Source organism: Mycoplana rhizolycopersici, from assembly GCF_013378445.1.
Lineage (GTDB): Bacteria > Pseudomonadota > Alphaproteobacteria > Rhizobiales > Rhizobiaceae > Mycoplana > Mycoplana rhizolycopersici.
Genome location: NZ_JABXYK010000005.1, coordinates 126,805 through 145,206, shown reverse-complemented (window position 1 = coordinate 145,206; position 18,402 = coordinate 126,805). Strand labels below are relative to the sequence as shown.

Here is an 18,402-nt window from a genome sequence, read left to right as displayed (position 1 = left end):
TTTCGTCATAATGCTGCATGTGCGAACCATTTTTCGCGCATGATTTGTCACACTTATCCGCGCGCAAAAATTTCCCAAAAATCCTGCGTGCGAGTTGACAGGCTGGAGTGAAGCGCCTATCTCTCGGGGCATACGTGAAGGCCCACGTATCTTTCGCTGTCCAAGTCCGTCTGCCGCCACCTTGGCGTGTAGTTCAACCAAGGGAGTGTGAACATTGCATCATAATGCCAACATCGCTTCCGCTGGTGATGTGTTCTCCTGTCGCGGAACGAAATTCGAGATGATGCTTTCGGCCGGCTGCCGAAACTAACTTCTCGACTTCGAATAAAGCACAAAAAGACATTCGCTATGCCCGTGCATGGCAGGAGTTACTATGGAAAAGCAAGTTATCGAGATCGGCGGCGAAGCCGTCGGAGTTGTTGTTCCTGATCACGATCGGCTGAAGTTCGTTGCCGTGAAGTATCACGTCTGGGATCTGGATTCGAAGCGCTTCGATTCCGCCGACGAGGTGCGCGCGGCGATCCGCAAGCTCATGAACGATCCGTCTGCGGCAGGACCGCGCGCCAGCGTGCAAAGTCTGACCGCGGCCTAACGCATAGGTTCGCCGAATGGCGCCGTTTGCGTGGACTTTCAGAGCCGTCACCCTACATCCATCAGAAAGCAGCTTCACCGCGGGCATTTGCCTGCGGTGAAGCGCGTTGCTACGACTATCGTCGCCGGACTGCAGGGGTTCACGTTGCGTGTTCTTGCTTTGCTCACTGTTTTCGCATGCTTCCGACGCCTATTCGCCCTCGGTGGCATGCCTTGATCGGATGGAACTCGCCATGACAAACCAAACTGCATTCTCGCCGCGCAACGTCGCCGTCGTCACGGGAGCGGCCTCGGGCATCGGGCTGGCCGCCGCCAAGCACTTTGCCACGCTCGGCATGCGCGTCGTTCTGGCCGATCTCGACGGGCCGCGGCTGGATGAGGCCTTCGCTGCCGTTTGCGCTCTTTCACAGGCCGGCCGTGACGACGTGCTCGCTGTAGCGACCGACGTTTCCGACCTCGGTTCTGTGACGCGCCTGCGGGAGGCGGTCGTTTCGCGCTTCGAGGGCGTGCATGTGCTGATGAACAATGCCGGCATCCAGCCCGGCAGCGCGGTCCTTGGACCACGGGAAAACTGGGAGAAGGTCCTTATGGTCAACCTCTGGGGCGTGGTGAACTGCACCCAGACCTTCGTACCCGGCATGCTTGACCATGGCGAGGCCGGCCTGATCATCAATACCGGATCCAAGCAGGGGATCACGACGCCGCCGGGCGATCCTGCCTATAACGTCTCCAAGGCGGGGGTGAAGGTCTTCACCGAGGCCTTGCAGCATGATCTTCGCAACCGGGAAGGCTGCCTGATCAGCGCGCATCTGCTCATCCCCGGTTTCGTCTTCACGGCGTTGACGGCGAACGGGCGCACGGAAAAGCCGGAGGGCGCGTGGACACCGGAGCAGACCGTCGATTTCACGATGGAGAGCCTCGCCAGGGGCGACTTCTACATTCTCTGCCCGGATAACGAGGTGACGCGCAGGACGGATGAGAAGCGCATCCTGTGGGCGGCCGGCGATATCGTGGAGAACCGTCCGCCGCTGTCGCGCTGGCATCCGCAATATGGCGCCGCCTTCAAGGCCTTTGCCGACAAGGCCACCGTCGACGGGGACTGAGGCCGCCGTTCGCAAAACGGTGCACAGTGCATTCACCGGACGCGGGCTGTTCGGCCGGGCAAATTCCTGATTGGGTATCGCTTGAACGGAGAACATCCATGACCAGCGGTATCCATCATATCACGGCAATCACGCGCAAGATCCAGGCTAACGTCGACTTCTATGTCGGCTTTCTCGGCTTGCGGCTCGTCAAGCGGACGGCCGGCTTCGAGGACGCCGACCAGTTGCATCTCGTCTACGGTGACGCCAGCGGCGCGCCCGGAACGCTGATTACCTTTCTCGCCTGGGAGGACGGCTCGCAGGGCCGCGTCGGTCTCGGACAGGCCGCCGAAATCGCTCTTTCCATCCGGCCCGAGGCAATCGGCTTCTGGCTGACGCGGGCGCTGTCGCACAATATCCAGATGAGCGGACCGGCGCAGGAGTTCGGCGAACCCGTCCTGCGGCTGAAGGATCCGGACGGCATCATCGTCAAGCTCGTCGGCGAGGCGGAGCTCAAGGTACAGGATCCCTGGCCGGCGCGGGACATCCCGGCCGGCGACGCCATCCAGCGCATTCGCGGTGCGACGATCTTCAGCGAAAAGCCTGCGGAGACCGCCGATTTCATCACCCGCCACTTCGGCTTTCGCCCTGTAGCGGAGGCCGGCGGTATCCGCAGGCTCGCCAGCGACGTTGCAGACGTCCTCGACATTCGCGACGCCGGCGGCTTCTGGACCGCTGCGCCGGGAACCGGGACGATTGACCACGTCGCCTTGCGGGCCGCCGACCAGAACGCGGTCGAGCGAACCGCGTCTCTGCTTGCAGCCGAGGCGGCGGGCGACGTCAACATGCACGACCGTACCTATTTCTACTCGCTCTATGTGCGCGAACCGGGAGGAGCGCTGATCGAATATGCGACCGACGCGCCGGGCATGACCGTGGACGAACCACAGGAAACGCTGGGTTCGAAGTTGTTCGTGCCTGCTCATTTTCGCGCCGACCCGGAGGAAATCCGGCTGCGGCTGCCGCAATTTTCGCTTCCAGGAGAAGAAAGAATGACCGAACGAGATCTCCCCTTCATCCACCGCGTGCACCGGCCGGAGGATGCCGACGGCACGGCGCTGGTCTTGCTTCACGGCACCGGCGGCAATGAAACAAGCCTGCTGCCCTTCGGTGCCCGCATCGCACCGAACGCGATGCTCGTCAGCCTCAGGGGACGCAGCACCGACGAGGGCTATCCGCGCTTCTTCCGTCGCCTGACGATGACGTCGTTCGACCAGAATGAAATCGTGACCGAAGCCGAAGCGCTGGCCGCCTTCATCGAGGAAGCCAACGCGGCCTACGGCCTCGACCCGGCCAGGACCGTCTTCCTTGGCTATTCGAACGGAGCCAACATGCTGGGGGCCGCACTCCAGCTGCATCCGGGTGTCATCCGCAATGCGGTGCTGCTGCGGGCGATGAACGTACTGGAGGCTGCGCCGAAGGTCGACCTGACGGGAACAAACGTCTTGATGGCGACCGGCGAGTCCGATCCTTATGGACCTTATGCCACCGAGATCGAGAAGCGCCTTGCCGGCGCCGGCGCGAGCGTCGAGAACCGGTTACTTCCCGGCGGCCACGACATCGGCCTTGCGGACGTCGAACTGGCGCGGCAGTTCATGGAAAAGGTCGTGCGATGAGACTGGCGGCGGCCCATGTGGCCGCCGTTCGCCATTTTCGGGCTGGGTGACGGGGTGTCGGCACGATCCGCCCGGGCCGCGACGGCAGCCTGGGCAAGTGTGGGGTCGACACCTGCCTCAGCCGCCATCCTGCACGAAGGCGGCGAAGCCTTCGACAAAGGTGCGCAGCCGCTTTTCGGTTGCCTCATCGATCAGCTTTCCGTCCGCATCGAAGACGGAGGCGGCCTTCGATACCATCAGCTTCGAACCGAACCACGGCCGCGTGCCGAGCGTGCGCATGACCGGCAGCCATGCCTCCTGAGACAGCAGGGTGCCGAAGTTTCCGGGCGAGGCGCCGGTGATGGCGAAGGGCTTTCCGGAAAAGACGCGGGCGATGTCGGCAGGCGGCCTCGTCATCCAGTCGATCGCGTTCTTGAACACGCCGGGAATGGCGTTGTTGTATTCCGGCGTGAACAGCATGACGCCGTCGCAGCCGGCGACGAGGTCCTTCAGTTTTGCGGCCGCCTCGGGCACGCCGTGTTCGGCTTCCTCGTCGCCATCATAGAGCGGAATGCCACGGATGGTTCCTTCGACGATCTCGACGCCCGCGGGCGCCATCGCGATTGCGGCACGCATCAGCGCCGTATTGTAGGAAGCCTTGCGCAGGCTTCCCGAAATCGCGACCAGCTTCGTCATCTTGTCTCTCCTTGAGAATCGACCGGCCGCACCGGGCGCCCGTTCCTTTGCAAATATCAAACGAAAACCCCGGCAGGAAGGCAATGTTCCTGCCGGGGTAGTTCCGCTTCGGCACCGGCAGGCGTGCTTGTGATGCCTGCCGGTAAAGATTTGTCCCGGCAATGACTGCTCGGCGACGCCCGAAAGCCCGAGAAGCCGGCCGCAGGTGGCTTATGGCTGGTCTCCGCCGTCGTTGCGACGCTTGGCCGATGCGACGGAAGCCATCCCTATCATCGAGACTTGATATTGGTGGTTCAGGCGGTCACCAGCGGCTTCAGCCGCGCTTCGATCTGTTGCCGCCGCGGTTCCAGGAAGGGCGGCAGGGACAGGCTCTCGCCGAGTGTCTCCAGCGGCTCGTCCACGGCAAAGCCGGGGCCGTCGGTCGCCAGTTCGAAGAGCACGCCGTTCGGCTCCCGGAAATAGAGCGAGCGGAAGTAATAGCGTTCGACCTCGCCGCTGGAGGGCACGCGGAAGCCGTGCACGCGCTCGGTCCAGGCGTGCAGGGCGGTTACGTCCGGCACGCGGAAGGCGACGTGATGGACGGCGCCGGCACCCTGGTGAGCGGCCGGCAGGTCCGGTTCGACGGCCACGTGCAACTCGGCCGCCGGTCCGCCTGCGCCCATAGAGAAGACGTGGACGTCGCCCTTGCCGTCCGGCGAGGGATATGTCGACGTCTTCCTCATGTTCATCACCTCCACGAGCACTTTCTGCGTGTTGCGGATGTCTGGCACGCTGATCGTGATCGGACCCAGGCCCTTGATCTGGTGTTCGGCCGGCACCGGGCTCTTCTCCCAGGGGTGAGAAGGATTGCCGCTGTCATCGACGGTCAGGCGGAAGCGCTGGCCTTCCTGATCCTCGAAGTCGAGCGTCTGGCGCCCGGCGATCTCCCTGATCGAGTCGGCCATGACCTTCAGTTCCTCGAAGCGTGTCTTCCACCATTCGAGGGTGGCGACGCTTCCGACCCGGAGGCCGGTGCGGGTGATGCTGTGTGTGCCGCGGCGCTCGCGTCCCGCCGGCCAGTCGAAGAAGGTGAGGTCGGTGCCGGGCGAGGCCAGGCCGTCGGCATAGAAGAGGTGGTAGGCACTGGTGTCGTCCTGGTTGACGGTCTTCTTGACGAGCCGAAGCCCGAGTGTCTGCGTATAGAAGCGCAGGTTCTCAGGCGCGTTGGCCGTGATCGCGGTCAGGTGGTGAATGCCGGTGAGTTGCATGTTCATGTCTATTCTCCTGCCTCCAAGTGACGAGGGCGCTGCCGGGAGCGCCGGGTTGGGTGCAGTATCGCGCCAACACGCGTTCACTTGAAGCCGGCAGATGGCGAACGAACTGTCCATCTTCCGTGAACGATGCCCGGCAGGCGGGACATATTCGAGCCTGCGACGCCTGCTCTCATCGGTCACAACTGCCGTTACGGAATGAGCGGTTTTTGTGCATTGCAAGAATCCGTTTGTCCTGGTTGCTGCGATTTTGGGCGATGCGGCAAACCGTTCGTGCGGCAGCGATGGAAAAACTGTGCAGTTCCGGCACAATAGGCGTCTGGCATGCTTCCTGCTTTCCTTAAGGGCAGGTCCAGAGGGGGCCGTCCAAGAGAAGCGTCCGCGAAGGCGCTCCGGAAATGCCGTCGTCAGCACAAGAGAGCCGAAAACGTGCTCCGGTCCTGACGGCGGTATTTTTGTATGTGCGCGCTGCGGCGAGTGAATTGCGTCGGCGGCGTCCTTATTCGGCGCGCGCGTTTTGCGCCAATACAAGTTGAATGTTGTTCTGGTCGAGCATGCGCCGGATGTCGGCGGGCGGCTCGTCGTCGGTCACCAGCATGTCATATGTGTCCGGCGGGGCGATGGTAATCGGTGCCGAGCGGCCGAATTTCTGCGCATCCGCCACGATGATCCGGTTCTGCGCCTGGCGGGCCGCCGCGCGCGAGATGTCGGCCTCCTGCATGTCCTGCAGCATGAAGCCGGAGCGGGCATTGATGGCGGTCACCGAAAGGATCGCGTGCTGCAGGTTGAAGCGTTCGATGTAGCTCAGCGCCTCGACGCCGAAAGTGCCGGCATCATGCGCCCGCAACTCCCCACCGGCAAAGTAGACGCGATTGTTGTTGCGGGTGGCCAGCGTGTGCGCGACGGAAAGCGAATTGGTGACGATGAAGAGATCGTGGTGCTTCTGCAGGGCCACCGCGATGAACGCCGTCGTCGAGCCGATGTCGAGGAAGAGGCTGTCGCCGTTCTTCACGATCGTCGCCACCTTGGCGGCGATCAGACGCTTCGGTTCGGGGCTCACGTTCATGCGGAAATGCAGCGGCTGTTCGGTCACGCTGTCTGTGATGTGGACGCCGCCGTGAACCTTGGTGACGAGGCCGCTCGCCTCGAGCGTGCGGATGTTGCGGCGGATTGTTTCCTCGGAGACGTTCAGCCGCTCGGCCAGGAACTGGATGCGGCTGGATCCGCCCGCAAGGCGCAATTCGTCAAGGATTTCGCGCTCGCGATGGTTCGAAAGAGTGGGGGTGGTCGTCGTCGTGTCCATGCCGTTTCCCGTCCGGAGATCCGGCCGGACGGCGTGCCGCCTGCGGATCCGATAATCTATCATATTTCAAGGCTTTGCGGTTACAAGGGATTTCGGGCAGAAAGCCTAATTATTCCACGCCGTGCAGGCCATGCTAGATTGTACATGCAACAAAAAGCCATGTCTTTGTTATTTTTTGTGGAAATTTCTTGACAGTTTTCCGGGAGTGCGGGAATTTCGAGGCAAAATGAGGCGCGTCGCGCAAGGCGCCAGGGAACGATGTCAGATGGACGTGGCGGCGCTGGAAATGATCCGTTCGCTGCCTCTGTGGGAGGGTAGGCCGGAGGTCGCCGTCCTCAAGGGGGGCATTACCAATCGCAACTACAGGGTTTCCGATAGCGGGCGGACCTGTGTGGTGCGCCTGGGCGACGACATTCCCGTCCACCAGATCAGCCGGCAGAACGAAGTCGCCGCAAGCCGCGCGGCGCATGCGGCCGGCATTTCGCCTGCCATAGTCCATCATCAGCCCGGCGTGCTCGTGCTGGACTATGTCGACGGCAAGACGCTTTCGCCCGAAGACATCCGCTCGCCGGCCTATCTGGAGCGTGCCGTTGCGCTGGTGCGCTGTTCCCATCGCGAGACCGGGCGGCATTATCGCGGCAGCGCGATGATCTTCTGGGCGTTCCACGTCATCGAGGATTATGCGGCGACGCTTGCGGCGGCGGGAAGTCGGCATGCGTCGAAACTTCAGGACCTGCTGCGGATCTCCCGCTGCCTCGAGGCGCAGGCAGGGCCATACGACATTGTTTTCGGACACAATGACCTGCTGGCGGCGAACTTTATCGACGACGGAAGCCGGCTCTGGCTGATCGACTGGGACTATGCCGGCTACAATACGCCGCTGTTCGATCTCGGCGGGCTTGCCTCCAACAACGAACTCGACGAGGCGCAGGAGCGCTGGCTGCTGGAATTTTACTTCGAACGCCCGCTCGATGCCGGATTGTGGCGGCGATACCAGGCGATGAAATGCGCCTCGCTGCTGCGCGAGACGCTGTGGAGCATGGTCTCGGAGCTGCATTCGACCATCGACTTCGACTATGCCGGCTATACCGCCGACAATCTGGACCGGTTCCAGCGCGCCCATGCGCAATTTCGCCATTCAGAAGAGTAAAGAACGTTCAGCATGAAAGAGCTTCCTTCCAGCGCAAAGGCGGTCGTCATCGGTGGCGGCATCGTCGGCTGCTCGACCGCCTATCACCTTGCCAAGCTCGGCTGGACGGACACCGTTCTGCTGGAACGCAAGAAGCTGACCTCGGGCACGACGTTCCATGCCGCGGGGCTTGTGGGGCAGTTGCGCACGAGCGCGAACATCACCCAGCTGCTCGGCTATTCGGTGGATCTCTACCAGCGGCTCGAGGCGGAGACGGGGCTGGGCACGGGATGGAAGATGAACGGCGGACTGCGGCTTGCCTGCAACGAACAGCGCTGGACGGAGGTGAAGCGTCAGGCCACGACGGCGCGTTCCTTTGGTCTCGATATGGCATTGCTGACGCCGAACGAGGCGCAGGAACTCTGGCCGCTGATGGCGATCGACGATCTCGTCGGCGCCGCCTTCCTGCCGACCGACGGGCAGGCCAATCCTTCCGACATCACCCAGGCGTTGGCGCGCGGCGCGACGATGGCCGGCGCCTCGATATTCGAGGATACGGAAGTCACCGATCTCGTGATCGACGACGGCCGCATTCGCGCGGTGGTGACGGAGCGTGGCCGGATCGAGTGCGAACGGGTGGTCGTTTGCGCGGGGCAGTGGACACGCACGTTTGCGGCCCGATTCGGCGTAAACGTGCCTCTGGTGCCGATGGAGCACCAGTATCTGATCACCGAGGCCTTCGGCGTGCCGACGGATCTGCCGACGCTGCGCGATCCGGATCGGCTGACTTACTACAAGGAGGAAGTCGGCGGCCTGGTGATGGGAGGATATGAGCCGAACCCGGCGCCCTGGGCTGTGGAAGGCATTCCGGAAGGCTTCCATTTCGGGCTGCTTGATCCGGATATCGGGCGGTTCGAGCAGATCATGGAGCTGGCGCTTGGACGCGTCCCGGCCCTGCAGACGGCAGGGGTGAAACAATTGCTCAATGGCCCCGAGAGCTTTACCCCCGATGGCAATTTCATCCTCGGCGAAGCGCCGACCTTGCGCAACTTTTTCGTCGGCGCCGGCTTCAATGCGTTCGGCATCGCGGCGGGAGGCGGCGCAGGCATGGCGCTTGCCGAATGGGTTGTCAGGGGAGAGGCGCCGTTCGACCTCTGGCCGGTCGATATCCGCCGCTTCGGCCGCCCGCATTTCGATGCGGACTGGATCCGGCGGCGCACGGTGGAGGCCTATGGAAAGCACTACACCATGGCCTGGCCGTCCGAGGAGCACGCAAGCGCTCGGCCCTTCCGCACCTCGCCGCTCTACGGCCGCCTCAAGGGGCAGGGCGCGTGTTTCGGCGAGAAGCTCGGCTGGGAGCGCCCGAACTGGTTTGCCGATCTGGCCGCCGGTGAAAGGCCCGGGGACCTCTATACCTACGACCGCCCGAACTGGTTCGGGGCCGTGGCCCGCGAGCACCGTGCCGTTCGCGAGAGGGCCGTCATTTTCGACCAGACGTCGTTTGCAAAATTCTCGCTGAGAGGTCGCGACGCCGAGCGGGCATTGTCCTGGATCGCCGCAAACGACGTGGCGCGAAAACCGGGCTCCGTCGTCTATACCCAGATGCTGAACGATCGTGGCGGCATCGAATGCGATCTTACCGCCGCACGGCTGGCGGAGGACGAATACTACATCGTCACCGGGACCGGCTTTGCGACGCACGACTTCGACTGGATCGCGCGCAATATTCCCGCCGGCCTCGACGCGCGGCTGGAGGATGTGACCGATGCCTGGTCCGTCCTCGCGCTGATGGGGCCGCGCGCGCGTGCCGTCCTGCAAAAGGTGACGTCCGACGATGTCTCGAACGAGGCGTTCCCCTTTGCCACGGTGCGCGACATCCGTGTCGCCGGCCATTCGGTTCGCGCCTTGCGCATCACCTATGTCGGAGAACTGGGATGGGAGCTGCATGTGCCCGCCGCACATGCGAAGGTGGTCTATGACGCCTTGATGCAGGCGGGGCGAAGCGACGACCTTGCCAATGCGGGCTACCGGGCGATCGAGACGTGCAGGCTGGAAAAGGGATATCGGGCCTGGGGATCGGACATCGGGCCGGACCACACCCCGGTCGAGGCCGGGATTGGCTGGGCGGTAAGGAAGGGCGGGGCGGATTTTCGCGGCCGCACGGCGGTCGAACGCCAGCGCGCCGAAGGTGTCCGCAAGCTGCTCGTCTGCTTTACGCCGGAGCGTTCCGACATCGTTCTTCTCGGCCGCGAGACGATCTACCGCAACACAGAGCGGGCGGGCTGGCTGACGAGCGGCGGCTACGGCCATACGATCGGCAGGCCGATCGGCCTCGGCTATGTCAGAAACGGCGACGGCGTCGATGCCCACTATGTGCTTTCCGGGCAGTATGAGCTCGACGTGGCGGGAATCCGTGTTGCCTGCACACCATTTCTGTCGCCGCTCTATGACCCGCGCGGGGTGCGTGTGCGGATGTGATGGGCGTATGCGAGGGGCGGGGCAGACGACACTGATTCCAGGAAAATTGACGGCGCAGGTGCGGCAGGAACGTGTTTACGGATAATTAAAATGCGCTCTTTTTATCGCACCCCCTTTGAAAATCCCGTGGAAAAGCCGGGTTTTAGCAGGTGACCGCGAAATCGACTTTTCTTGGCGTAACGAATGTGCAAGGGATTTGCTCCATGGTGACGCGGGAGACCTTGGCTCGGTCTCTGGGACAGATTGTGGTGGGACATTGACTTTCTACCCCTGTTGGTTTGATGGAGCGGACCTTGGTCCGGTTTCTGCGTCGTGCCTTGTATGGGCGCGGCCAAAGGGAATTGCAGTGTGATGTATAAAATCGAAGGCAACGGCACCCCCGGCAAAAGGGTTGCACGGTCTTTTATGCGCCTCGTGACCGGGGCTGCGCTCTTGACGCTTTCCGGCTGCCTTGTGCCGAGCGATGGTCCTCTGACCCGCGAAGTGGTCGAGTCGGGTGCGGCGGAAGGCGGTAACTACAAGATTCCGCAGACGAAGACCGTCTTCGACGTGGTCGAGATCGACCAGCGCGTGGCCAACAGTGTGACGATGCTCGGCACTCCGAGCCTTGCACGAACGTTCGGTTTCGGCGGTGCCGGGGGCGTGCCGGTCATCGGCGTCGGCGACAAGCTCGAAGTGACGATCTTCGAAGCCGGCCCAGACGGCCTTTTCTCTACGACGGAGCGCAAGTCGACCACCATTCCCGTCGTCGTCCAGCCGGATGGCCGTGGCCAGATTCCTTATGTCGGCGCCGTGCGCTTCGCCGGAATGACGCTCGAGACGGCGCGATCGACGATCGTCGATGCGCTGAAGGCCAAGGCGGTCGAGCCTGATGTGCTCGTCTCCATCGCCGGCAACGAATCGCGCGCCGTGTCGGTGCAGGGCGATGTTCGCGAGGCAGCGATGATCCCGCTCGGCCTTAACGCCGAGCATCTGAGCGGCGTGCTCGCCCGGGCGGGCGGCGCCTCCAAGGCGCCTTACGATACATATGTGACGCTGAAGCGCGGCGGCCGCACCGGCACCGTGCTGCTTCAGACGATCGTGGACAATCCGAAGGAGGACATCATCGTCCGGCCCGAGGACCGGATCTACGTAACCTACGATCCGCAGACCTTCTCCGCGCTCGGCCAGACCGAGAAGTCCGGCAAGGTGCCGTTCAATGCCAGCAGCCTGAGCCTCATCGAGGCGGCCGCACTTGCCGGCGGCGGCAACATGACGACGGCTGACCCGAAGGGCTACTTCATCTTCCGCTACGAGAACGAAAGCGTCTACCGCCATGTCGTCGGCGATGACCGGTTCCGCGACCTGCTCGCCAAGGGCATGACGTCGGACGGCAAGGGCCGCTATCCGATCATCTACCGTCTCGACCTGGGCAAGCCGCAGAGCTACATCGTGGCGCAGTCGTTCCCGGTCCGTAATCGCGACGTGATCTATCTGTCGCGCCATCCGGCAACCGATTTCGGCCGCTTCGTGTCCATGATGACCGGCACGTTTTCGGCGGTCAACAACGTCAACCGCACTTTCTGATCGGTCGGCGAGGGTATAGATTTGGAACCCGAGGGGGCGTCGGCCGGGCCGATGCCCCCTCGGCGTATCTGGCCGCCCGATGGCGTGCCATGAAGCTGTTGACCTGAAAGAAGCGGATCAAGCGCATCGTGGGTGAGCGAGAACGAAAGACCTATGCCGTCACATCCGCCGGGCTATGGCGGATCCGGGCGGATATCGCGCGCCTGCTTGATGCCGAGATCGTTCTCTGGCCGCTTGCCGGCATGCGCCGGCTCGACGGCTTCGTCGGCTGGGGCTGGCGACCGTCGGGTCTCCGCGCCAAAACGCTCGCGGCCAGGACGGGCAAGCCCTGTATCATCGTCGAGGACGGCTTCATCAAGGGATATGCGCCTGGCGCCGGCGAACCCTCGCAGTCATTTGTCGTTGATGACGAAGGGATCTATTTCGATGCTGCCGGGCCTTCGCGCCTGCAGAGGCTCCTCGACACTCCGCCTGACGGCAGTGCGCTGGAGCGCTCGCGCGGCCTGATCGAGGCGATCCGGCAGGCCCGGCTTTCCAAGTACAACAACGGCCGGCTCATCGGACTGCGCGAGGCGGGGATGCCGCTCGGGCGCGCCTACGTCCTGCTCGTCGATCAGGTCGCGGGCGACGCCTCGATTTCAGGCGCGCTTGCCGATGAAGGCGCCTTCATGCGGATGATGGAGCACGCGGCCGCGCACCATTCCGGCAAGGTCCTGGCCGTGCGGACCCATCCGGCCGCCGGCGACCGCAGCCTGCTGCGGCAGGCGGCGCAGAAACTCGGCGTCGAGATCGTCGTGCCGGCACCGATGAACCCCTGGCCGCTGCTGGAAGATGCGGATGCGGTCTATAACGTGTCCAGCCAGTTGGGGTTCGAGGCGCTGATGGCCGGCAAGACGGTCCATTGCTTCGGTGTCTCGTTTTTCTCCGGCCGTGGCGCTACGGTCGACCATGTTGCTGCCCCGACACCCCGCCATGCGGCGAGCCTGGAGCAGATCTTCGATGCGGCCTATCTCCGCTACGCCCGTTACCTGGATCTGCACGACCGGTCCGAATGCACGCTGGAACGCGCCATCGAGCAGGCGCAAACCGTGCGCGACCAGCGATCGCGCCTGCCGAGGCGCGTGGTGACGGCGGGCATGTCGCCATGGAAGCGAAGAGCGCTGTCGCCGTTCCTGAAAGGGCAGGCCGGGGCGCCCCTTCATGCGCGCCGAATAGAGGACGCGTCGCGCCGGGCAGGCGAAATCGGCGGTCTTGTCGCCGTCTGGGGCTCTGACAGGAAATTGCCGGACGGGATCGAGGCGATCCGGATCGAGGACGGCTTCGTCAGGTCGAAAGGACTTGGCGTGTCGCTGGTGATGCCGTCGTCGGTCGCCCTGGACGGACGCACGGTCTATTACGATGCCCGCAGCGCCAGCGGACTGGAAGAGCTTATCGGCACGGCGGAGTTCGACGCCAGCTTGTCGCAGCGGGCGCGGGCGTTGCGGCAGATGCTGATCGCGCGGGGCATTTCCAAATACAATGTCGGCACGGCTGTGAATCTGCCGCAGCCTCCGGCCGGGCGGTTGAAGATTCTCGTGCCGGGGCAGGTCGAGAAGGACGCATCGATCCGCTTCGGTTCGCCGGTGGTGAAGTCCAACGCAGCGCTGGTCGCCGCCGTACGTGCGCTCTATCCCGACGCCTTCGTCGTCTACAAGGAGCATCCGGACGTCGTGTCCGGAATGCGTTCCGGCGGCAAAGTGCCGGATGCCGCAGACCTGATCGTGCGTGACGGCGACATCATGCGCTGGATATCCTGGGCCGATCGTATCGAGACGATGACGTCCCTGACCGGATTCGAGGCCCTGATCCGCGACAAGGCCGTCGGTGTGCACGGCATGCCGTTCTATGCGGGGTGGGGGTTGACCGACGACCGCAACCCTCTGCAACGCCGGAAGCGGCGGATCAACATCGACATGCTGGTCGCGGCAACGCTCATCCTCTATCCATTCTACATCCACCCTCTGAGCGGTATGCCGTGCCGTCCGGAAGATCTTGTGCGAGAGATTTCGGAGGGACGTCCGCAGCCCGTGTCGACGGCCGACCGCCTGCTGGGCGGCGTTGCGCAGGTTGCCAACAGGATTGCCGTGCGGCTCCGGGACCGCAGGCTCGGCTAAGGCTGTTCTGGTCCCGGCTGCAGCCGGGATATGTCACGTTGCACGAACGCACGAAGATTTCGAAAAATGACAGATTGGTAAGAATAATTGAGTATGAACGCGTTGATAAAAATCGATGCCTGTGCAATGACCAAGCAACCTTTTCATATTCCCCACGTACAACCGGAGCATCATGCCAAGCGATCGCGCTTCGACAGATCGGACGACAAAGAGCGGCGTGCGTGATGGAGAGCAGGCCGCTGGTCGTGGATCTTCGCGCCTGATCTATCTGAACCTGCGTCGCAAGCAGTCCACTCCTTTCCCCTCGAAGAGCGTTCCCCGGGTTCTTCTTCTGCAGGGTCCGGTCGGCCCCTTCTTTCGCAAGGCGCAGACGCTTCTGAACGAGAGCGGTTTCGATGCGTGGCGCGTGTGCTTCAATGTCGGCGATCGCCTCTTCGCCCATCGCGACAAGACGCTGAATTTTTCAGGCACCTCCGATACCTGGAACGTCTGGCTGTCAGAGATGCTGAAGGCGCATGGCTTCGATTATGTCGTGCTTTTCGGCTGCGAGCGCGAGGTCCACAGGGTCGCAATCGCCTGTTGCGAGAAGCTCGGCATTCCGGTCATCTGCCTGGAAGAAGGCTATCTGCGGCCGGGTAACATCACCCTTGAATTCGGTGGCAACAACTGGCGGTCGCCGATTGCCGGAAAGCTGCCCCCGGAAGACTATTCGGGACGCTATTCCGAACGCCGCAAGGGCGTATCCTACGCATCTTCGTTCGGCGCCATGGCGTCCTACGCATTCCTGTATTTCTCACTCCGCAATCTCCTTTCCACCGCCAGCGAGCGCAAGCTCTTCCACAAGCAGAAGCGCATGCTCGCCTCGGAGGCGTTCTACTGGATCAAGAACTACTATCGGAAGTTCCGCAACCTGAATGCCAACTACCGCTGCGTCGAGCGCCTGCTCGAGCATTTCGATCACAAATACTACCTCATTCCGCTCCAGGTGCATGACGACAGCCAGCTCGGTCGGGCTGCCGGCAGCTGGAACAGCCAGAAGCTGATCTTGAAGTCCATCGTCTCGTTTGCCCGAAATGCGCCGGCGACGCACCAGCTTGTGTTCAAGATCCACCCGATGGAACGGGGCCATAGCCGCGATCGGCAGTTCATTCAGCAGGTCAGCCAGCTGAACGACGTGGCAGATCGCGTCCACATTATCGATGGTGGCTCGCTCGGTCTCTTGACGCGCCATGCCGCGGGCATGGTCACGATCAACAGCACCTCCGGCCTGTTCGCCATTCATCACGGCATTCCGCTGGCCGTCATGGGACAGGCGATTTACCGACACCCGGATCTGGCGTTCTGCGTCAACAAGGGCATCGATCTCGATGCCTTCTGGACCTGGAGCAAGGTCTCACCGGGCGAGGTGCGGACACGGTACCTTTCCTGGCTCCATGAGCAATGTCTCCAGCCCGGCGACTTTTACGCCTATGAGGGCATGGAGGTTGCGATCCAGGCGCTGCGCGACAAGCTGACGGAGGCCGTCGCGACCGGCCGCCGTGTCGAGCACAAGGGGCGGCAGGCCGATGTCATCAGCGGGGCTTTTGACAATCCGCTGCCCGACGTTTCCCAGGGATAGGCATTTCCTCCGGATTTTCCACGGCTGACTTTTTTCGCCTGCATGCCGGGTCGCACCGGGCGGAGTTCCCTCAAGTCAGTGCAATGATCGACAGGTCCGTCTTGTTGAAGCCGAAATCGATCACTGCATTCCCCTGGTGATGCAGGGCGAGCCAATCGCCTTCTGCCAGCGGAACGATCCCGGAAGCGCAGATCTTGCGGGATGCGGGTGCGCCGCTGTGATTGCCTGTGCCAACGACGATCTTCGTACCATTGACGATGACATCGACGGTGATGGGGCTGGTGCTGGCCGGCGTGGCGCCGAGGCAGATGAGATAGTATGCGGATGTCGGAACCACGAGCGTGTTACCGATTCCCGAGGGCAGGGGGAGACCCAGCGCAAAGCCGCCCGTTGCAAACTCCGTGTCCGTGAAGCCGCTCAGGCTGCCTGCGGCCATTGCAATAGGAGCAACGTTGGCCCAGGCGTGCGCGGCGGGCCTGAGTGGGGTGGCGACGTGTCCGGTATCGCCAATGGCAAGGGCAGTCAGCCAGCCGCCCGAACCGTCTGCGACCTTGATCGAGAGATCGTTGTTGCCGGCGAGCCCCAGTTCCGCCTGGCCCGCCCAATCCGATTGAAACACGACGCTTGCCGTATCGCCTGGACCCGCCTTGTTGATCTTGAGCCTGTGGTCGCCTCCATCATGGGTCAGCAGGCAGGCATCGGAGGACAGCGCCAGCCGGTTCGTTTCGTCAGGCGTCGCGTTGACTCCGAGCGTCTGAAGGGGGCCGATATGGGTGAAGCGCGTCCAGGTGCCGCCGTCATGGACATACAGCCGGTTCTCGTCGGAGCACCATGCGAGCCAACCCCTTTGTGGCTGAACGAACTGCCAGACACCACCGGACCAGCGGGCTATCATGCCGGCGCGCGCGCTCCAGGGACCGGAAGGTGAAACGCCGATGCCGAAGCAGGCCCCATCCTCCGGCGTTGCCGGAGCGAAGTTGCCGATGGTGGCCAGAACCAGTTGCACGAGCGCATCGAGGGTTTCCAGGGCCTCGTTGTGCGGCACGTGCTTTTGCGCCTGCGAGGGCAGAATGTAGGGGAGGCCAAGTCTCGTCGTCTGTTCCTGCATCATTGTCTCCGCGGCCATTGCCAAATCGGGCTGGCGCAAACGCAGCCCTGTTAGTGCAAAGGATAGATCTGCGGGACGTGGCGAGGACGGTGACGATCGGCGATGGTTACGGGAAGGCCAATCGGCAGCAGCCGAAGTGAACTGCCGATCCCATCGACACTGCAGGGTTCGTGCAGGTCAAGTCTTTGATGTGGAGCGTGAATTTTAGTAGGCGTAAGACTACCTGAACATGCCGCTCAGACTGGAGAGCGGGTCTTTGCCATGTGCCTCGGCATTCAATGCGGAGAATTTTCGTCCCCGCAATGCCGACTATTTTCCATGTGCGAGGTTGTCTTCATGAACGGCGATTGCCTCATCGATGTCGTCGTAAAAGGTGACTTTGCCGTCCTTGATGATTCCGCCGATGTGACAGAAGGCGCGCAGCAGCGAAGAGGAGTGGGACACGAGAAGCAGCGTCGCGTTCTCCCGCCGTTCATCGAACACCTTCTTGCTCTTTTTCTTGAAGGAACTGTCGCCGACGGCGATGACTTCGTCGATGAGATAGTATTCGAACTCGATCGCCATGCAGATACCGAAGGCGAGGCGGGCGCGCATGCCGGCCGAATAGGTGCGCACCGGCATGTCGAGATAGGAGCCCAGCTCCGAAAAATCCTTCACGAACTCGAGGACTTCTTCGCGGTCCTTGCCATAGATGTCGGCAATGAAGCGAGTGTTCTGCGCTCCGGTGAGGCGTGCGTGAACGCCTCCCTTGAAGCCGAGCGGCCAGGAGATCTTGCCGGTGCGGTAGATGTTGCCGGTGGTCGGCGTATCGATGCCGGAAATGAGGTTCATCAACGTGGACTTGCCGGCACCGTTGCGGCCGAGGATGCCGATGTTCAGTCCCGGCCTGAAGGTCGCGGTGAAATTCTCCAGCACGACCTTTTTGCCGCCACGCGGATTCTTGAAGACCTTGCTGACGTTGTCGAACACGATCATTCGCTGATGATCCTGTTTCTGTAGAACCGATCGAGTGCCAGCCCGATCACCAGGAGGCCGGTCGATACGGACAGCAGGTAGGTTTTGTCCAGCACGGAAACGTAGTCGAGGTAGGTGGCCGAACGGAACCATTCCACGCAGTGAAGGAAGGGGTTCCACCAGATGATCGCCAGTATCTGTGGCGGCAGCGTCGCAGGCACGAACACGACGCCCGACGAAAGCATCAGTGGCATGTTGCTGAATTTGAGCACCTTCGCCCAGAGCGGAACCAGGGTTCCGAATGTCGCGGTAAAGACCGCGAAGGAGAAGGCGAAATAGCTGATCGCGAGCACGCTTGCGCCGAATTCCAGCGGATAGACGATGATCTTGCGGCCGAGAAACGCGTACATGAAGAAAAGGAACAGCGCGCAGATGATCAGCCAGATGATCGCTTCCAGAATGAAGGCGGCAACGATCGTGTCCAGCGGCTTGACCAGCGGATAGGCCAGCATCGGCTGATTGTGCGACAGTCCGTTAGCTGCCTTTCTGGCAATCAGGTTCGTCATGCGAAACCCGATCACGCCGGTGAGGAAGAACAGCATCGCGCTGTCGCCGAAGGGCAGCTTGCTGCGAACGAAGCCATGCATCAAAAGGAACATCCCTACGTAGATCGCAGGTTCCAAGAGCGTCCACAGATAGCCGATGCGGCTTTCGCCGAAGCGGGTCACGCCGCTTCGGACCACCAACGCTGCGATGACGCGCGCATTCTCCCTCAAGGCATAGCGAAAGCTTTTCTCCGTCAGGTACATCGTGGCGTTT

14 protein-coding genes are annotated in these 18,402 nt (G+C 62.5%); 8 read left to right on the top strand and 6 right to left on the bottom strand.

Annotated elements, in window-relative coordinates; all coding sequences use genetic code 11:
- Positions 1–373 precede the first annotated feature (373 nt).
- The 3 genes from HV823_RS09985 to HV823_RS09975 all read left to right on the top strand — a co-directional run bounded on the left by HV823_RS09985 (position 374) and on the right by HV823_RS09975 (position 3,349).
- Entirely contained in the window at positions 374–592 is a 219-nt protein-coding gene (locus tag HV823_RS09985; RefSeq protein ID WP_176949574.1) for a hypothetical protein, read from the top strand.
- A 232-nt stretch (positions 593–824) separates the two neighbouring features.
- On the top strand, positions 825–1,694 hold the full coding sequence (locus HV823_RS09980) for an SDR family NAD(P)-dependent oxidoreductase (protein WP_176949573.1): 870 nt from the start codon (positions 825–827) through the stop codon (positions 1,692–1,694).
- Positions 1,695–1,792: 98 nt separating this feature from the next.
- Positions 1,793–3,349: a VOC family protein gene (locus tag HV823_RS09975; protein WP_176949572.1), complete on the top strand. Its 1,557-nt coding sequence runs from the start codon at positions 1,793–1,795 to the stop codon at positions 3,347–3,349.
- 117 nt (positions 3,350–3,466) lie between these two features.
- On the opposite strand, the gene HV823_RS09970 is transcribed toward HV823_RS09975, so the two are convergent.
- The 3 genes from HV823_RS09970 to HV823_RS09960 all read right to left on the bottom strand — a co-directional run bounded on the left by HV823_RS09970 (position 3,467) and on the right by HV823_RS09960 (position 6,577).
- The gene (locus tag HV823_RS09970; RefSeq protein ID WP_176949571.1) at positions 3,467–4,024 is read right to left on the bottom strand and encodes an NADPH-dependent FMN reductase; all 558 of its coding nucleotides are present in this window, start codon (positions 4,022–4,024) and stop codon (positions 3,467–3,469) included.
- A gap of 293 nt (positions 4,025–4,317) precedes the next feature.
- Positions 4,318–5,277: a ring-cleaving dioxygenase gene (locus HV823_RS09965; protein WP_176949570.1), complete on the bottom strand. Its 960-nt coding sequence runs from the start codon at positions 5,275–5,277 to the stop codon at positions 4,318–4,320.
- A 496-nt stretch (positions 5,278–5,773) separates the two neighbouring features.
- Positions 5,774–6,577 (bottom strand): DeoR/GlpR family DNA-binding transcription regulator, encoded by an 804-nt coding sequence (locus HV823_RS09960; RefSeq protein ID WP_176949569.1) that lies wholly within the window; start codon positions 6,575–6,577, stop codon positions 5,774–5,776.
- A 265-nt stretch (positions 6,578–6,842) separates the two neighbouring features.
- Here HV823_RS09960 and HV823_RS09955 point away from each other — a divergent pair, with 265 nt between their 5' ends.
- The 5 genes from HV823_RS09955 (at position 6,843) to HV823_RS09935 (ending at position 15,521) form a co-directional block, all read left to right on the top strand.
- Entirely contained in the window at positions 6,843–7,727 is an 885-nt protein-coding gene (locus HV823_RS09955) for a choline/ethanolamine kinase family protein (protein ID WP_176949568.1), read from the top strand.
- A 12-nt stretch (positions 7,728–7,739) separates the two neighbouring features.
- A complete protein-coding gene (locus HV823_RS09950; protein WP_176949567.1) occupies positions 7,740–10,184 on the top strand; it encodes a GcvT family protein in 2,445 nt (814 codons plus the stop codon).
- A gap of 351 nt (positions 10,185–10,535) precedes the next feature.
- A complete protein-coding gene (locus HV823_RS09945; RefSeq protein ID WP_176949566.1) occupies positions 10,536–11,750 on the top strand; it encodes a polysaccharide biosynthesis/export family protein in 1,215 nt (404 codons plus the stop codon).
- A gap of 128 nt (positions 11,751–11,878) precedes the next feature.
- Complete coding sequence (locus HV823_RS09940; RefSeq protein ID WP_176949565.1) at positions 11,879–13,903, top strand: capsular polysaccharide biosynthesis protein; 2,025 nt, start codon at positions 11,879–11,881, stop codon at positions 13,901–13,903.
- 172 nt (positions 13,904–14,075) lie between these two features.
- On the top strand, positions 14,076–15,521 hold the full coding sequence (locus tag HV823_RS09935; protein ID WP_176949564.1) for a capsular polysaccharide export protein, LipB/KpsS family: 1,446 nt from the start codon (positions 14,076–14,078) through the stop codon (positions 15,519–15,521).
- Between the two features lie 70 nt (positions 15,522–15,591).
- Here HV823_RS09935 and HV823_RS09930 read toward each other — a convergent pair whose 3' ends face one another.
- From HV823_RS09930 to HV823_RS09920, 3 genes are all read right to left on the bottom strand, one after another.
- On the bottom strand, positions 15,592–16,629 hold the full coding sequence (locus HV823_RS09930; RefSeq protein WP_176949563.1) for a DUF2793 domain-containing protein: 1,038 nt from the start codon (positions 16,627–16,629) through the stop codon (positions 15,592–15,594).
- A gap of 309 nt (positions 16,630–16,938) precedes the next feature.
- The gene (locus HV823_RS09925; RefSeq protein WP_176949562.1) at positions 16,939–17,604 is read right to left on the bottom strand and encodes an ABC transporter ATP-binding protein; all 666 of its coding nucleotides are present in this window, start codon (positions 17,602–17,604) and stop codon (positions 16,939–16,941) included.
- Positions 17,601–18,392, bottom strand: coding sequence for an ABC transporter permease (locus HV823_RS09920; RefSeq protein WP_176949561.1), 792 nt, complete (start codon positions 18,390–18,392; stop codon positions 17,601–17,603). The genes HV823_RS09925 and HV823_RS09920 overlap by 4 nt, the downstream gene beginning before the upstream one ends.
- Between the last annotated feature and the right edge of the window lie 10 nt (positions 18,393–18,402).

Excerpts from the sequence above, each read along its gene's own strand:
- HV823_RS09985 (WP_176949574.1), top strand. The coding sequence starts at position 374 with ATGGAAAAGCAAGTTATCGAGATCGGCGGCGAAGCCGTCGGAGTTGTT.
- HV823_RS09980 (WP_176949573.1), top strand. The coding sequence starts at position 825 with ATGACAAACCAAACTGCATTCTCGCCGCGCAACGTCGCCGTCGTCACG.
- HV823_RS09975 (WP_176949572.1), top strand. The coding sequence starts at position 1,793 with ATGACCAGCGGTATCCATCATATCACGGCAATCACGCGCAAGATCCAG.
- HV823_RS09970 (WP_176949571.1), bottom strand. The coding sequence starts at position 4,024 with ATGACGAAGCTGGTCGCGATTTCGGGAAGCCTGCGCAAGGCTTCCTAC.
- HV823_RS09965 (WP_176949570.1), bottom strand. The coding sequence starts at position 5,277 with ATGAACATGCAACTCACCGGCATTCACCACCTGACCGCGATCACGGCC.
- HV823_RS09960 (WP_176949569.1), bottom strand. The coding sequence starts at position 6,577 with ATGGACACGACGACGACCACCCCCACTCTTTCGAACCATCGCGAGCGC.
- HV823_RS09955 (WP_176949568.1), top strand. The coding sequence starts at position 6,843 with ATGGACGTGGCGGCGCTGGAAATGATCCGTTCGCTGCCTCTGTGGGAG.
- HV823_RS09950 (WP_176949567.1), top strand. The coding sequence starts at position 7,740 with ATGAAAGAGCTTCCTTCCAGCGCAAAGGCGGTCGTCATCGGTGGCGGC.
- HV823_RS09945 (WP_176949566.1), top strand. The coding sequence starts at position 10,536 with ATGTATAAAATCGAAGGCAACGGCACCCCCGGCAAAAGGGTTGCACGG.
- HV823_RS09935 (WP_176949564.1), top strand. The coding sequence starts at position 14,076 with ATGCCAAGCGATCGCGCTTCGACAGATCGGACGACAAAGAGCGGCGTG.
- HV823_RS09930 (WP_176949563.1), bottom strand. The coding sequence starts at position 16,629 with ATGCAGGAACAGACGACGAGACTTGGCCTCCCCTACATTCTGCCCTCG.
- HV823_RS09925 (WP_176949562.1), bottom strand. The coding sequence starts at position 17,604 with ATGATCGTGTTCGACAACGTCAGCAAGGTCTTCAAGAATCCGCGTGGC.
- HV823_RS09920 (WP_176949561.1), bottom strand. The coding sequence starts at position 18,392 with ATGTACCTGACGGAGAAAAGCTTTCGCTATGCCTTGAGGGAGAATGCG.